16 protein-coding genes and 1 tRNA gene are annotated in these 12,287 nt (G+C 66.5%); 14 read left to right on the top strand and 3 right to left on the bottom strand.

The genetic code is table 11. The features are described 5' to 3' along the window. Nucleotides 1-278 precede the first annotated feature (278 nt). Genes ACLQ62_RS04440 through ACLQ62_RS04450 form a run of 3 tightly spaced genes read left to right on the top strand, consistent with a single transcriptional unit; the run spans nucleotide 279 to nucleotide 2,099 of the window. A complete protein-coding gene (locus tag ACLQ62_RS04440; RefSeq protein ID WP_411720457.1) occupies nucleotides 279-1,187 on the top strand; it encodes a cation diffusion facilitator family transporter in 909 nt (302 codons plus the stop codon). A 50-nt stretch (nucleotides 1,188-1,237) separates the two neighbouring features. Beyond that, nucleotides 1,238-1,678: a helix-turn-helix transcriptional regulator gene (locus ACLQ62_RS04445; RefSeq protein ID WP_411720458.1), complete on the top strand. Its 441-nt coding sequence runs from the start codon at nucleotides 1,238-1,240 to the stop codon at nucleotides 1,676-1,678. A 10-nt stretch (nucleotides 1,679-1,688) separates the two neighbouring features. Then, complete coding sequence (locus ACLQ62_RS04450) at nucleotides 1,689-2,099, top strand: VOC family protein (protein ID WP_411720459.1); 411 nt, start codon at nucleotides 1,689-1,691, stop codon at nucleotides 2,097-2,099. A gap of 19 nt (nucleotides 2,100-2,118) precedes the next feature. Here the strand turns inward: ACLQ62_RS04450 and ACLQ62_RS04455 are convergent, their stop codons facing one another. After that, a complete protein-coding gene (locus tag ACLQ62_RS04455; RefSeq protein ID WP_411720460.1) occupies nucleotides 2,119-2,874 on the bottom strand; it encodes a DedA family protein in 756 nt (251 codons plus the stop codon). A 56-nt stretch (nucleotides 2,875-2,930) separates the two neighbouring features. Further along, nucleotides 2,931-3,012 (bottom strand) — tRNA-Leu (locus ACLQ62_RS04460). A gap of 114 nt (nucleotides 3,013-3,126) precedes the next feature. Between ACLQ62_RS04460 and ACLQ62_RS04465 the strand changes: the two genes are divergently transcribed. The 10 genes from ACLQ62_RS04465 to ACLQ62_RS04510 all read left to right on the top strand — a co-directional run bounded on the left by ACLQ62_RS04465 (nucleotide 3,127) and on the right by ACLQ62_RS04510 (nucleotide 9,833). After that, nucleotides 3,127-4,353 (top strand): CpaF family protein, encoded by a 1,227-nt coding sequence (locus ACLQ62_RS04465; protein ID WP_411720461.1) that lies wholly within the window; start codon nucleotides 3,127-3,129, stop codon nucleotides 4,351-4,353. Beyond that, complete coding sequence (locus tag ACLQ62_RS04470; RefSeq protein WP_411720462.1) at nucleotides 4,353-5,210, top strand: type II secretion system F family protein; 858 nt, start codon at nucleotides 4,353-4,355, stop codon at nucleotides 5,208-5,210. Before ACLQ62_RS04465 ends, ACLQ62_RS04470 begins: the two co-directional genes overlap by 1 nt. Beyond that, nucleotides 5,207-6,145 (top strand): type II secretion system F family protein, encoded by a 939-nt coding sequence (locus tag ACLQ62_RS04475; RefSeq protein ID WP_411720463.1) that lies wholly within the window; start codon nucleotides 5,207-5,209, stop codon nucleotides 6,143-6,145. Before ACLQ62_RS04470 ends, ACLQ62_RS04475 begins: the two co-directional genes overlap by 4 nt. Nucleotides 6,146-6,195: 50 nt before the next feature. Beyond that, nucleotides 6,196-6,381 (top strand): hypothetical protein, encoded by a 186-nt coding sequence (locus ACLQ62_RS04480; protein ID WP_411720464.1) that lies wholly within the window; start codon nucleotides 6,196-6,198, stop codon nucleotides 6,379-6,381. A 45-nt stretch (nucleotides 6,382-6,426) separates the two neighbouring features. Then, entirely contained in the window at nucleotides 6,427-6,780 is a 354-nt protein-coding gene (locus tag ACLQ62_RS04485; protein ID WP_411720465.1) for a TadE/TadG family type IV pilus assembly protein, read from the top strand. Then, on the top strand, nucleotides 6,752-7,243 hold the full coding sequence (locus ACLQ62_RS04490; RefSeq protein WP_411720466.1) for a hypothetical protein: 492 nt from the start codon (nucleotides 6,752-6,754) through the stop codon (nucleotides 7,241-7,243). Before ACLQ62_RS04485 ends, ACLQ62_RS04490 begins: the two co-directional genes overlap by 29 nt. 5 nt (nucleotides 7,244-7,248) lie before the next feature. Next, the gene (locus ACLQ62_RS04495) at nucleotides 7,249-7,686 is read left to right on the top strand and encodes a pilus assembly protein TadG-related protein (protein WP_411720467.1); all 438 of its coding nucleotides are present in this window, start codon (nucleotides 7,249-7,251) and stop codon (nucleotides 7,684-7,686) included. 423 nt (nucleotides 7,687-8,109) lie between these two features. After that, entirely contained in the window at nucleotides 8,110-8,562 is a 453-nt protein-coding gene (locus ACLQ62_RS04500) for an ester cyclase (protein WP_411720468.1), read from the top strand. 145 nt (nucleotides 8,563-8,707) lie between these two features. After that, nucleotides 8,708-9,505, top strand: coding sequence for an SDR family oxidoreductase (locus tag ACLQ62_RS04505; RefSeq protein WP_411720469.1), 798 nt, complete (start codon nucleotides 8,708-8,710; stop codon nucleotides 9,503-9,505). Nucleotides 9,506-9,515: 10 nt separating this feature from the next. Beyond that, nucleotides 9,516-9,833 (top strand): hypothetical protein, encoded by a 318-nt coding sequence (locus ACLQ62_RS04510; protein ID WP_411720470.1) that lies wholly within the window; start codon nucleotides 9,516-9,518, stop codon nucleotides 9,831-9,833. Here the strand turns inward: ACLQ62_RS04510 and ACLQ62_RS04515 are convergent. Then, nucleotides 9,830-11,092 carry an MFS transporter gene (locus ACLQ62_RS04515; protein ID WP_411720471.1) on the bottom strand — a complete coding sequence of 421 codons (1,263 nt, stop codon included), beginning with the start codon at nucleotides 11,090-11,092 and terminating at the stop codon, nucleotides 9,830-9,832. The genes ACLQ62_RS04510 and ACLQ62_RS04515 overlap by 4 nt on opposite strands. A 62-nt stretch (nucleotides 11,093-11,154) precedes the next feature. Here ACLQ62_RS04515 and prfB point away from each other — a divergent pair, with 62 nt between their 5' ends. After that, entirely contained in the window at nucleotides 11,155-12,264 is a 1,110-nt protein-coding gene (gene prfB, locus ACLQ62_RS04520; protein WP_411720472.1) for a peptide chain release factor 2, read from the top strand. The last annotated feature ends 23 nt before the right edge of the window (nucleotides 12,265-12,287 follow it).

A 12,287-nucleotide genomic window follows, 5' to 3' on the forward strand; every position in this document is an offset into this window, starting at 1 on the left:
GACTCGCCCGATTCGGCCGAAGCTACGTCGGTTAACCGGATGCGATCGCTGCCGAACTCTCCCAGGACGAAGCCGGGGCAGCGGCCGACACGGTCCTCGTAACGGTGCCCAACCAGCTCGGTGTCGAGGTCAACGCGAGGATTCTCGAATCAATTGTGCGCGACATCAAACCCGCGCTGCCGTAACCCCAGCCCGCCCCTGGAATGAGAACGGCGATCATTCCCAACAACCGCCGGGAACTGGCTCCGAGGCGCCACCGGGATTAGCGTGGAGGAACCATGGCACACGACCACGCACAACACATCGACAACCGGCGGAAGCTGTGGCTCGTCCTCGGCATCGTCGCGGTCGTCCTCGTCGCCGAGGTGGTTGGCGGCATCCTCACCGGGTCGCTCGCGCTGCTCGCAGACGCCGGACACATGTTCAGCGACCTCACCGGGCTGGTTCTTGCGCTCGTCGCCCTCGGTGTCGCCGCCCGCCCGGCGACGCAGCGGCATACCTACGGGTACCGCAGGGTCGAGGTGCTCGCGGCGCTGCTGAACGGACTCATCCTGCTCGGTGTCGCCGTCTCCATCGCGATCACCGGTATCTCGCGGCTCCTCGACCCGAGCCAGGTCGAGGTGCTCGGCGTGCCCATGCTCATCGTCGCTGTCGTCGGGCTTCTCGCCAACGTCATATCGGCAGTCATTCTGCGCAGCTCCGCGAAAACCTCGATCAACATGCGGGGCGCCTACTTCGAGGTGCTTGGCGACCTCTTCGGCTCTCTCGGGGTGATCATCGCCGCTGGAATCATCCTTGCCACCGGCTTCGTGCAGGCGGATGCCATCGCCTCGCTGGTCATCGCGGCCGGCATCCTGCCCCGTGCGGGGGCACTCCTCCGAGACGTCTGGCGGGTGCTCAACCAGTCCACGCCCCCCGACACGGACGTCGACCTCATCCGTCGGCACATCAGGGATGCGCCCGGGGTGATCGACGTGCACGACGTGCATGTCTGGTCGATCACGACAGGTCAGCACGTCTTCACCGCCCACGTCGTCGTCGAAGCGGCCGTGTTCGCCGAGGAGCGCACGGGGGAGATGCTCGACACGCTCTCGGAATGCCTCGCCGGTCACTTCGATGTGGAACATTCGACGTTCCAGCTGGAACCGGCGAAGCATGCCGGCCACGAGCATCAGCAACACTCCTGAGGCGCGCGGAAGGGCCTGACCTCCGGCGCGCGAGGTGCTAGCTTCAACCCATGACCCCGCAGGAGCTGGACAACCTCACCTGCCTGCGACGTGCGCGGGATGAGATCGACCGGAACTATGCCGAACCACTCGACGTGCCGACTCTGGCCCGCACAGCGCTCATGTCACCGGCACACTTCTCGCGCCAGTTCCGTGCTGCATACGGGGAAACACCGTACAGCTACCTGATGACCCGCAGGATCGAGCGCGCGATGGCGTTGCTGCGTGCGGGCGCAAGCGTGACGGATGCGTGCATGGCGGTGGGCTGTACGTCCCTCGGGTCGTTCAGCTCACGATTCACCGAGATCGTCGGCGAGAGCCCCCGTGCCTATCGCAACCGCGGGCACGGTGCTGTGCAGGCAATGCCGGCCTGTTTCGCGAAGACGCTCACCCGTCCAACCCGGAACACATCGAGCAGGATCGAAGAAGTGCAAGGCGGGGCTGCGGCGTAACGTTCCGGTCATGACAATCACGCTTCAATACACCAACATCACCGTGAACGACGTCGACGAGTCACTCGCCTTCTACCGGGACGCCCTGGGCCTGGACGTGCAGAACGACGTGTCGTCCGGCGAATTCCGCTGGGTCACTCTGGGCAGCGGCGCCCAGCCCGGGCTCGGGATCGTGCTCTCCGCGCCGCACGCCGGCCGGTCGAAGGCCGACGGCGACGCGCTGCAGGAGCTTCTCACCAAGGGCGTGCTGCCGATGCTCGTCTTCAGCACCGACGACCTGGACTCGCTCTTCGAGACGGTTCGGCGATCAGGCGCGGAGGTTCTGCAGGAGCCGATGGACCAGCCGTGGGGACCACGCGACTGTGCGTTCCGTGACCCATCGGGCAACACCGTCCGGATCTCCGAGGCCGCGTCGGCGTAAGAATCCTGCCCTTGGTTGCTTAGAGTTCGGGCTTCTTCTCGAAGGTCTCAGCGTCGAGCACCAGGTGGCGCGCTTCGTCGTGATCGGTGATGACATCTTCACCGGCCGCGGCGGCCCGCTTCGCTTTGCGGCTCGACTGGACGTAGTGCCACACCGTCGGGATCAGGGTGAGCACAACGGCGCCGATGAGGATGACGTCGATGTACTCCTGCACGAAGATCGAAACGGGCGGAATGTAGCCCAGGAGGTAGCCGAAGTAGGTCAGCCCGACGCCCCAGATGATCGCGCCGACGAAATTGTAGAACGTGTACTTCTTGTAGTTCATGTGGCCGACGCCGGCGGCGACGGGTGCGAAGGTTCTGACGATCGGAACGAAACGCGCGAGAATCACGGCGAGGCCGCCGAATCGGGTGAAGAAAGCGTTCGTCCGTTCGACGTTCTTGATGCTGAAGACGCCGGATTCCTTGCGTTCGAACACACGCGGACCGGCCTTATGGCCGATGAGATACCCGACCTCCCCGCCAAGGAACGCGGCCAGACCGATCGCGAGCGCCACCCACCAGATGTCGAAATCGAGACCGCCGGCCTCCGAGTGCATGCCGTGGAAGGTCAGGAGGCCCGTGATTACCAGGAGGGTGTCGCCCGGGAGCAGGAAGCCGACGAGCAGCCCGGTTTCGGCGAAGACGATGAAGCAGACGACGACGAGGGCCCACGGGCCTGCAGCGCTGATGATGCTCTCCGGGTCGAGCCAGGGGATGAGGCCTGTCGAAATCATGGGCAGCCGCTACTCCGTCGGTCGTTGCTCGTCGTGGCCGGTCGGCCACAGATTCGTGCGGAAGGTGGGACTTGAACCCACACGCTCGAAAGCACAGGAACCTAAATCCTGCGTGTCTGCCAATTTCACCACTCCCGCGAATGGTTACCAGTTTAGGGGCAGCACTCACAGCTCCCTGTGACCTCTTGGAGGGGAACCTCCCGCCTGTGGATAACCGGAACGGGCGCCGGATGCTTTCGGCAGACTTTCCCCATGACGTCGGCCGCCGAGATCATCACCGAACGGGTTCGTGACCGAGTACGGCGTGAAGGCGTCGACCTGTCCGGCGAGGGGCTCGCTGAGCGGTTCGTGCAGGAAGAAGTTCGCCGGTACAGCGAACGGGCACTCGGGAGCTCGCTCCCGCTCCTGACCGACGAGTCGATCACCGAACGGGAGGTCGTTGCGACGCTCACCGGCTTCGGGCCGTTGCAACCGTACCTGGACGACCCGGACATCGAGGAGATCTGGGTCAACTCGCCGACCCGCGTCTTCGTCGCCCGGAACGGCATCCCCGAGTTGACGAACACGGTGCTGACTGAAAGCGCCGTCCGGGATCTCGTCGAACGGATGCTGCAGACCACCGGCCGGCGCGTCGACCTCAGCTCTCCGTTCGTCGACGCGTCGCTGCCCGACGGGTCTCGGCTCCACGTCGTCATCCCTGACGTCACCAGGCGGCACATGGCCGTCAACATCCGCAAGTTCAGCCGCCGTGTGCGGGATCTCAACAGCCTCGTCGCGGGCGGTTCGCTCAGCGCGCAGGCCGCGGAGTTCCTGCGTTGCTGTGTACTCGCCGGGCAGAACATTCTCATCTCCGGCGCAACGCAGGCCGGCAAGACCACGCTGCTCGGTGCGCTGCTGTCGAGCGTACGCACCAATGAGCGCATCGTGACGGTCGAGGAAACCTTCGAGCTGGATCTCGCCGTCGCTGACGTCGTCGCCATGCAGTGCCGCCAGCCCAGCCTCGAGGGCACCGGTGAAATCACCCTCCGTCGCCTGATCAAGGAAGCCCTCCGGATGCGCCCGGACCGACTGATTGTGGGCGAAGTGCGCGAGGCAGAAAGCCTCGACCTGCTGATCGCGCTGAACAGCGGCATCCCCGGGATGTGCTCCATCCATGCGAATTCCGCACGCGACGCCCTCGTGAAACTCTCGACGCTCCCTTTGCTCGCGGGCCGCAACATCGACTCCTCGTTCGTCCTCCCGACCGTCGCCGGATGCATCGACATCGTGGTGCACTGCGAACTGGAGCGCGGTGGCGACCGCCGAGTGGTTTCGATTCTCGCGTTGAGCGGAACCGTGAACGGCGCGGTGATCGAGGCCAGCACACTGTTCGCCGTGCGAAACGGAGTGCTCGAAGCGACCGGCAGCCATCCGACCCGCCTCGGGAAGTTCGAGAATGCCGGCCTCAACCCGGCAGCGATACTCCGACGAGGCCAGTGATGACGTTCCTCCTCGGTCTCCTCCTGGCCGCCGGGCTGCTTCTCGCGGCATCGCCCTGGTTGTTCCCGCGTCGCACCGGGCAACGCGAGAGACACCGGAGGGCCCGCTTTCGGGCGTCCCTTGCCCTCGCCGGTCTCGGACGGGTCCCTCCCGGGATCTTCGTTGCCCTGTCCGTTCTGGTCGGTGTCCTGTCCGGCGCGCTCCTGCAGGCTCTCTTCCGGGTCTCCGTGCTGTCCCTGTGCGCGGCAGTGGCCGGTTCGCTCGGGCCCGCCGTGCTGGTCGGGTGGCGATCGCGAGTCCGCCGCGCGTCGAACCGTGCGCTCTGGCCCGATGTCGTGGACCATCTTGTCGGCGCCGTCCGGTCCGGTCTCGCGCTGCCCGACGCTGTGGCGAGTCTCGCTCACAACGGACCGGAGGAGTTGCGGCCGGACTTCGTCGCATTCGAGAAGGACTACCGCAGCACTGCGTCGTTCAGCGGATGCCTGGACCGGTTGAAGGACACCCTCGCCGATCCGGTCCCTGACCGGATCCTTGAGACGCTGCGCATGGCCAGGGAGGTGGGCGGATCGGACCTCACCGTTGTCCTGAGAAGCCTCGCGGCGTACCTGCGGGAAGACATCGCCATCCGAGCGGAGGTCGAAGCGCGCCAGTCGTGGGTCCGAAACGCCGCGAAGCTCGGGGTGGCCGCGCCGTGGTGCATCCTGCTCCTTCTCGCGTCGAGGCCGGAGGCAGCGCTCGCCTACAACTCGGCCGGAGGGGCGTTGCTCATCGCCGGTGGCGCAGCGGTGTCCGGCGTGGCGTACCGCGTGATGCTGGCAGTGGGGCGACTACCGCAGGAGAGACGGTGGTTCCAGTGAGTTCCACAGCGGCGTGGGGGCTCGTCCTCGGCGCAACCCTGGGTCTCGGGCTCTGGTCGGTTCTTGCCGTGTTGCCGCGGATGGGCGGGCCGACGCTCGCCGACCGGGTGGCTCCGTACATCGTCGATGTTTCCGAGGGGGCGCGGCGGTTCACCGTCAAGCGCATGGTGGATCCGCTCCCCATTCTCGGCACACTCCTTGCTCCGACCGTTCATCGATTGGTTGAGCTGCTCTCCGGGGTTCTTGGCGGGAACGCCGTCGTCAAGCAACGGCTCGGTCAGGCCGGGAGCCCATCGACCGTGCACCGTTTCCGCGCGGAACAGCTCGGTTGGTCGGTCGGCGGGCTCGGCGTCGGCCTGTTCGTGGCGACGGTGGGTGCGTCGAACGGCTCGCTCCCAGCGGTACTCGTTGTCGTTCTGCCCCTCACCGGGATCCTTCTCGGGGCGATCGCCCGTGACACCCTGCTCAAGCGGGCCGCGAGGGTTCGTCTGGCCCGGATCTCCGCCGAATTGCCGACAGTGCTCGAATTCCTGAGCTTGAGCCTGTCGGCGGGGGAAGGCATCCTCGACTCCATCCGTCGGGTCGGGCGGGTCGGGTCGGGCGAGCTGGGTCGCGAGTTCCGGGCCGTCGTCAGTTCGGTTCACACGGGCATCCCTCTCACATCGGCGCTCGCCGAGTTCGCCGGACGAGCGGACCTTCCCGCGCTGACGCGATGCGTGGAGCAACTCGCCGCGGCGCTTGAGCGCGGCTCCCCGCTGGCGGAGGTGCTGCGCGCCCAGGCCCAGGACGCACGTGACGAAGCCAAGCGCAGCCTCATCGAGGTCGCCGGCAAGAAAGAGGTGGCAATGCTCGTGCCCCTGGTCTTCCTCATCCTGCCGCTGTCCGTCCTGTTCGCCATTTTCCCCGGAATCTTCGTGCTCCAGTCCGGGTTCTGATACCGCCAGCGATACCGACCCCCACAGATCACCGAAGCGAAGGAGACAACATGAACGCTCACTCGAAATGGCACAGTTCACTGACGGCGCACCTGAGCGACGAGGAAGGCGATGTGCCGGGCTGGGTCTTGATCACCCTGATGACCGCAGGCCTGGTGGTGATGATCTGGGCCCTTGCCGGGCCGGCCCTCAGTTCGATCTTCGAGCAGGCCATCGCCCGGGTCTCCGGGATGTAGACGATGTGCGGTACGCGCTGGCGTAGCGACGACGGTTCAGCAGTCGTGGAGTTCACATTCGTGGCCGTGCTGCTGACGGCGCTGACTCTCTCAGTCCTCCAGCTCGGTCTGGCTCTGCACGTGCGAAACACGGTCATCGATGCGGCGGCGGAGGGCGCCAGGTTCGCAGCGCTCGCTGACAACGGCCCGGCTGACGGGGTGGCGCGGACGAAGGAACTCATCACCGTCGCCATCGGCGGAGACTTCGCCCGGGACGTCACGGCCGAATCCGGCTCCTTCCTCGGTCACCCGAGCGTCGACGTCCGGGTAGTGACGCGCCTGCCGTTGCTTGGCCTGGTTGGAGTCGAGAGCGCACTGGAGGTGAGCGGCCATGCCGCGGTCGAAACGCTCGACGAGTGAAAGTCCGCCTCCGGCGTGCACAGCGGCAGAGGGGGACGAGGGCTCCGCCGCCCTCGAGTTCGTCACCGCGGGTCTCATCCTTCTCGTGCCGCTCGTCTACCTCATTCTCACCCTGTCCGCCGTGCAGGGCGGTGCGCTCGCCGTCGAGGGCGCCGCACGGCAGGCCGCCCGGGTCTTCGTACAGGCGTCCACTTCAGAGCAGGCGGCCGACCGGGCCGCGCGGGCCATCGACTTCGGCCTCGCCGATTATGGAATCGCCTCGGATGCCGCATCAGTCACCATCTCCTGCAGCGGTTCACCGGCTGTCTCCTGCCCGTCCCGCAACGCGGTGGTCACGGTCACGGTGAGAGTGGACGTCGCGCTCCCGCTCGTGCCCGACGTGCTGAACCTCTCCCAGGCGGCGAGTGTGCCGGTGCAGGCGACAGCACGGCAGCAGGTCTCTCGGTTCTGGGTTGAGGAATGAAACGGATGCTGCGCGGTGCGCGGGATGAGGACGGGTCGACCCTGCTCCTCGCCATGTTCTTCGGGATGCTCTCGCTTGTCCTGATCCTCATGGTGACGGCAGCCACCTCGCTCTACCTCGAGCGGAAACGTCTCTACAGCCTCGCCGACGCGGCCGCCCTGGTCGGGGCAGAGGCCTTTGAACTTTCGTCGGTTTCGCTCGACGCAGGCGGCCCGAGCCTGACTCTCCGTTCCCCACAGGTGCATGCGGCCGTCTCCGGATTCCTGGAGGACGATCCGGTCGGCTCCTTCGACGCCCTCGTGCTCGAGGACGCGGCGTCCCGGGACGGAAGGAGCGCCTCCGTCACCGTGTCGTCGGCCTGGCGTCCGCCGATTCTTTCCCTCTTCGTGCCCGATGGCATCCGGTTGGAGGTGACGGCTGTGGCGCGGTCGGTACTTCGGTGATGAACGAGACGTCGAACGGCCCGGCTCCACGGCGACCGTTCTGGGCCGGTATAGCGGCGATCATCGGCGGGCTGGCCGCCATCGTGCTGACGATACCGTTTGCAGCAGCGTACTTTCGCGCGTATCCGGGCTATGACGCTGCGCCGTTCTGGCTGCCGGTCGTGGAACAGGCGTTCTCTCCGCTGCTCGAGTTCGCGTCGTCCGTGGCGGTCTATGAGATCTACGGGCGGATCTACGGGGTGACCTTCCTCCTGTACCTGCCAGCCGCTCTGTCGTTGCACCGGATGCGACCGCAAGCGACGAATCGGCCCGAAACGGTCGGGGCCGCGTCTGCGTCCGGTGAAATGGTGACGGGACCCCTTGCGACAGCTCACCTCCGGAGGGACGATATCCGCGTCGAACCTCAATGCAAGGGAGCAAGCCATGACAGGAACACCGGGCGACGCGCAGGACAGGACCGCCGCCCTCCGAGCCCTCGACGAGCAGGTCGCCGCCATCAACGCTCACGACGCCGCTCGTCTCTCTGCCGCATACGCCGAGGACGCGGTCGTCCGCGACCCGCAATACCCCGAACCCCTGCGCGGTCGATCCGCGGTCGAGGACGACGCCGCAGCCTTCTTCACAGCCTTTCCAGACCTGCGGGCGGAGGTGACGTCCAGCGTCGTCAGCGGCACGGAACTTGCGGTTGAGATGACCATGGAGGGAACCCACACCGGCCCGATGGCTTCGCCGTCAGGGGAGGTCGCACCCACCGGCAGATCCCTCCGATTCGCAATGGCGTTCTTCGACACCGTGGATGAGAACGGAATGGTCATCGACGAACGCCGCTACTACGACCTCGCGGACCAGCTCACCCAGCTGGGGCTCAGCGGGTAGCCCTGGTCAGACGCCCGAGTCGCGGCGCGCCAGCCAGCGTTGCCATGGCGCCCGCCGCAACGTCTGCCGGGCGCTGTCAAGGGTCTTGAGGCTGGCCTCGGCAGGGTGTTGCGTTGGGCTATCGATTTCGCCGACGGAGGACACCATGACATTCAGCCCGAAATTCGCCATCGTCACCGGATCGGACTCCGGGATCGGGCGTGCGACCGCTGTTGCGCTCGCCGAAGCCGGAATGGATGTCGGCATCACCTGGCACAGCGACCAGGCCGGGGCGGAGGAAACCGCCCAGGAGGTGCGCTCCACGGGACGGAACGCCGTCGTCGCTCAACTGGACACCACTGATCTCGACGGCTGTGGAGACGCTCTCGACGCCCTGGCCGACGAGCTCGGCGGGGTGGACGTGTTCGTCAACAACGCTGGAACCGGTGACAACGCCCCGCTCCTGGAGATGACGCTCGATCAGTGGCGCCACACGGTGGCGGCCGACCTCGACGGTGCCTTCGTCTGCATCCAGCGGGCGGCGAAGCGGATGGTGGGTGCGGGCAACGGTGGTCGTATCATCGCGGTGACAAGCGTGCACGAGCATCAGCCCCGCGTCGGCTCCAGCGCTTACGACGCAGCGAAGCACGGACTCGGAGGGCTCATCAAAACGGTTGCCCTCGAACTCGGCCAGCACGAGATCACCGCCAATTCCGTCGCCCCCGGTGAGATCGCCACTCCGATGACCGACCAGACCGACCAGGACCCGCGCTCCGAGGAGCGCCCCGGCGTTCCACTCGGGCGGCCCGGCGACGCCCGCGAAGTGGCCGCCGTCATCGCCTTCCTCGCTTCTCCGGCATCCGCTTACGTCACCGGTGCCTCCTGGGTGGTCGACGGCGGGATGCTGCAGATGGGCCCGCAGGGCGGTTCGCACATCACCAGCAACGACTGGCGTGAGGGCTGACAGGTTTGCCATGACCGATCCGACCCGGGTGCGCAGCCAGCCGGCGCTGACGTCATCGACGGGATTGATCTGGATCCTCCTCGGGGCGATCCTCGCCGCGATCTGTGCCGGGGTGCTCCTCGCGCTGGTACCTCTGCAACCGGTCACCGCATGGGTCGGACTCGTCCTCGTGGTGGTGCTGTTCACCGCGATGATCGCGATCCGGTTCGCGGTGCGCCGGGGGTCACGCCGGCTCACGGCGATGGCGAGCGTGTTCGGTGCCATCGCGCTCGTCACCCTCGTCTGCGTCGTGATGATCGCGGGAGCCGCGTGGGAGTCGCTGCGTTAGCGCCCAGGCCGCGCCGGAACATAACGGGGGATCATCCGGGCGAGATGCCAGGCTCCGAAAACGCCAACGGCACCGATCACCCCGGCGGCGAACGACACCGAGAGCAGCGCAGTGATACCGGCGACGACCAGCGGAGCGGCCGCCGAACCGGCGTCAGCGGTGAATCGCCAGGCGCCGAGAAACGGAGCAGGACGACAGTGAGGGGCCAGGTCGGCGCCGAGGGTCATCAGGATGCCGCTGCCCAACCCGTTCGCGACGGACAGCAGCCCAGCGGCGACGATGAACCAGACCACGGCATCCGGGGCGTCGTGCGTGAACGCGAGCAGCAGCATCCCGAGCCCCAGCCCAAGCGTCGACGGGACCGCGCTCCACATCCTGCCGAACCGGTCCATCACCTGACCGCTTACATAGAAGAGAGCGAAGTCAACGGCGCCGGCGAGCCCGATGATGAGGGCGGTGTTCGCCTCACCCACGCCGAGGCTCACCGCCCAGAGCGGCAGGATCACCGTGCGCGCTGCCCGCATCCCTCCGATGAGCGCGGCTCCAGAACCCATCCGCGCAAGAACGCCACGGAACGCCCACAGCGTGCGGAACAGTCCGTGGGACTCCTCGGCGGCGAGCTCCTCCCCGGGAGTGTGCGCGTGCGGGCCACGTTTCCGGATTCGGCTCACCTGGCCGAAGAGGCCCTCCGGGTCCGGCAACAACACGAGGATCAGCACGGCAGCGAGACAGGAGATCGTCATGATCCAGAACGCCCCCTGCGCCCCACCGGTGAGGTGGATCACCGGCACTGACAGCAGCGGGCCGATGAACAGGCCGGCACGGAACACTCCACCCAGCGTCGACAGCGCCCGGGCACGGTACCGCAGCGGCACGTAACTGGTCATGAAAGCGTGCCGGGCGAGGGCGAACACCGCCGTCGCAAGTCCGAGGATGAAGATCGCCACGCCGAGAACCCATGGGTTGGGGGCGAGCACAGCACCGAGCGCTGCAACGATCGACAGCAACGCCGCTCCGATCATGGCTGTTCGTTCACCGACCCTGCTCACCAGCCACCCGCTCGGGATGTCACCGGCGAGTTCCCCGATCATGAGCATTCCGGCGATGACACCGGCGATGGCAAGACTCGCGCCGAGGTTCGTCGCGGCGACCGGGATGAGCGGAATCAGGGCGCCTTCACCGATGGAGAACAGGAGGGTCGGCAGGAAGACGACGACGGCAACGGAACGGACGCTGAATGCCTGATCGCCGTCTGTCATGGTGTTTTCGAGTCTAGAGGCGCCCGCCGGAGGAAGTCGCCGGAAGGTAGGCTGGAGCCGACATGTTAGATCTAGACCTGAACGACCAGATCGCCGCCATCCGGACCACCTTCGCCGACATCCGCGAAGTCGTCGGAGTTGACCGGCTGCGCGCCGAGATCGCCGACCTGAGCGAACAGGCCGGCGTCCCCGACCTGTGGGACGACACCGACAAGGCGCAGAAGATCACCAGCGCCCTGAGCCACCGGCAGTCGGAACTGGCTCGACTCACCGCCATCGAGAGCCAGCTCGACGACCTCGAAGTTCTCGTCGGCCTCGCCATCGCCGAAGGCGACGAGGAATCGGCGGCGGAGGCACGTTCTGAACTTCTCGACCTGCAGAAGCAGATCGGCGACCTGGAGGTGCAGACGCTGCTGAACGGTGAATACGACCCGCTCGCCGCCGTCGTCACCATTCGCGCGGGAGCAGGAGGCGTCGACGCCGCCGACTTCGCTGACATGCTTTTCCGGATGTACCTGCGGTGGGCTGAGCAGCACAACTACAAGGCGACGGTCCTCGACACCAGCTACGCCGAAGAAGCGGGCATCAAGTCGGCGACCTTCGAGATCGACACCCCGTACGCTTTCGGAACCCTCAGTGTTGAGGCCGGGACACACCGCCTGGTTCGGATGAGCCCGTTTAACTCGGCCGGCAAACGCCAGACCAGCTTCGCCGCGGTCGAAGTGGTGCCGCTGATGCCGGAGACCGAAGAAGTCGAGATTCCCGACAACGAGATGCGCGTCGACGTGTTCCGCTCCTCGGGCCCCGGCGGCCAGTCGGTCAACACGACCGACTCCGCTGTGCGCATCACGCACCTTCCGACCGGCATCGTGGTCAGCTGCCAGAACGAGAAAAGCCAGATCCAGAACCGCGCCGCCGCGCTGCGCGTGCTCAAGTCGCGGCTCCTCCTCGTTCAGCGAGAGCAGGAGAACGCGAAGAAGAAGGAGCTCGCCGGAAACATCACGGCGAGCTGGGGCGACCAGATGCGCTCGTACGTGCTCGCGCCGTACCAGATGGTGAAGGACCTCCGCACCGACCATGAAGTCAACAACCCGCAGAACGTCTTCGATGGCGACATCGACGGATTCATCGCCGCAGGCATCCGCTGGCGGAAACAGCCGACCGACGACTGAGCTCATGGGCCAACCCGGCGCGC

Source organism: Mycetocola sp. (genome assembly GCF_046716805.1).
Classification (GTDB): domain Bacteria; phylum Actinomycetota; class Actinomycetes; order Actinomycetales; family Microbacteriaceae; genus Mycetocola_A.

Coding starts and splice junctions, on each gene's coding strand:
- ACLQ62_RS04440 (WP_411720457.1), top strand. CDS start 279: ATGGCACACGACCACGCACAACACATCGACAACCGGCGGAAGCTGTGG.
- ACLQ62_RS04445 (WP_411720458.1), top strand. CDS start 1,238: ATGACCCCGCAGGAGCTGGACAACCTCACCTGCCTGCGACGTGCGCGG.
- ACLQ62_RS04450 (WP_411720459.1), top strand. CDS start 1,689: ATGACAATCACGCTTCAATACACCAACATCACCGTGAACGACGTCGAC.
- ACLQ62_RS04455 (WP_411720460.1), bottom strand. CDS start 2,874: ATGATTTCGACAGGCCTCATCCCCTGGCTCGACCCGGAGAGCATCATC.
- ACLQ62_RS04465 (WP_411720461.1), top strand. CDS start 3,127: ATGACGTCGGCCGCCGAGATCATCACCGAACGGGTTCGTGACCGAGTA.
- ACLQ62_RS04470 (WP_411720462.1), top strand. CDS start 4,353: ATGACGTTCCTCCTCGGTCTCCTCCTGGCCGCCGGGCTGCTTCTCGCG.
- ACLQ62_RS04480 (WP_411720464.1), top strand. CDS start 6,196: ATGAACGCTCACTCGAAATGGCACAGTTCACTGACGGCGCACCTGAGC.
- ACLQ62_RS04490 (WP_411720466.1), top strand. CDS start 6,752: ATGCCGCGGTCGAAACGCTCGACGAGTGAAAGTCCGCCTCCGGCGTGC.
- ACLQ62_RS04495 (WP_411720467.1), top strand. CDS start 7,249: ATGCTGCGCGGTGCGCGGGATGAGGACGGGTCGACCCTGCTCCTCGCC.
- ACLQ62_RS04500 (WP_411720468.1), top strand. CDS start 8,110: ATGACAGGAACACCGGGCGACGCGCAGGACAGGACCGCCGCCCTCCGA.
- ACLQ62_RS04505 (WP_411720469.1), top strand. CDS start 8,708: ATGACATTCAGCCCGAAATTCGCCATCGTCACCGGATCGGACTCCGGG.
- ACLQ62_RS04510 (WP_411720470.1), top strand. CDS start 9,516: ATGACCGATCCGACCCGGGTGCGCAGCCAGCCGGCGCTGACGTCATCG.
- ACLQ62_RS04515 (WP_411720471.1), bottom strand. CDS start 11,092: ATGACAGACGGCGATCAGGCATTCAGCGTCCGTTCCGTTGCCGTCGTC.
- prfB (WP_411720472.1), top strand. CDS start 11,155: ATGTTAGATCTAGACCTGAACGACCAGATCGCCGCCATCCGGACCACC.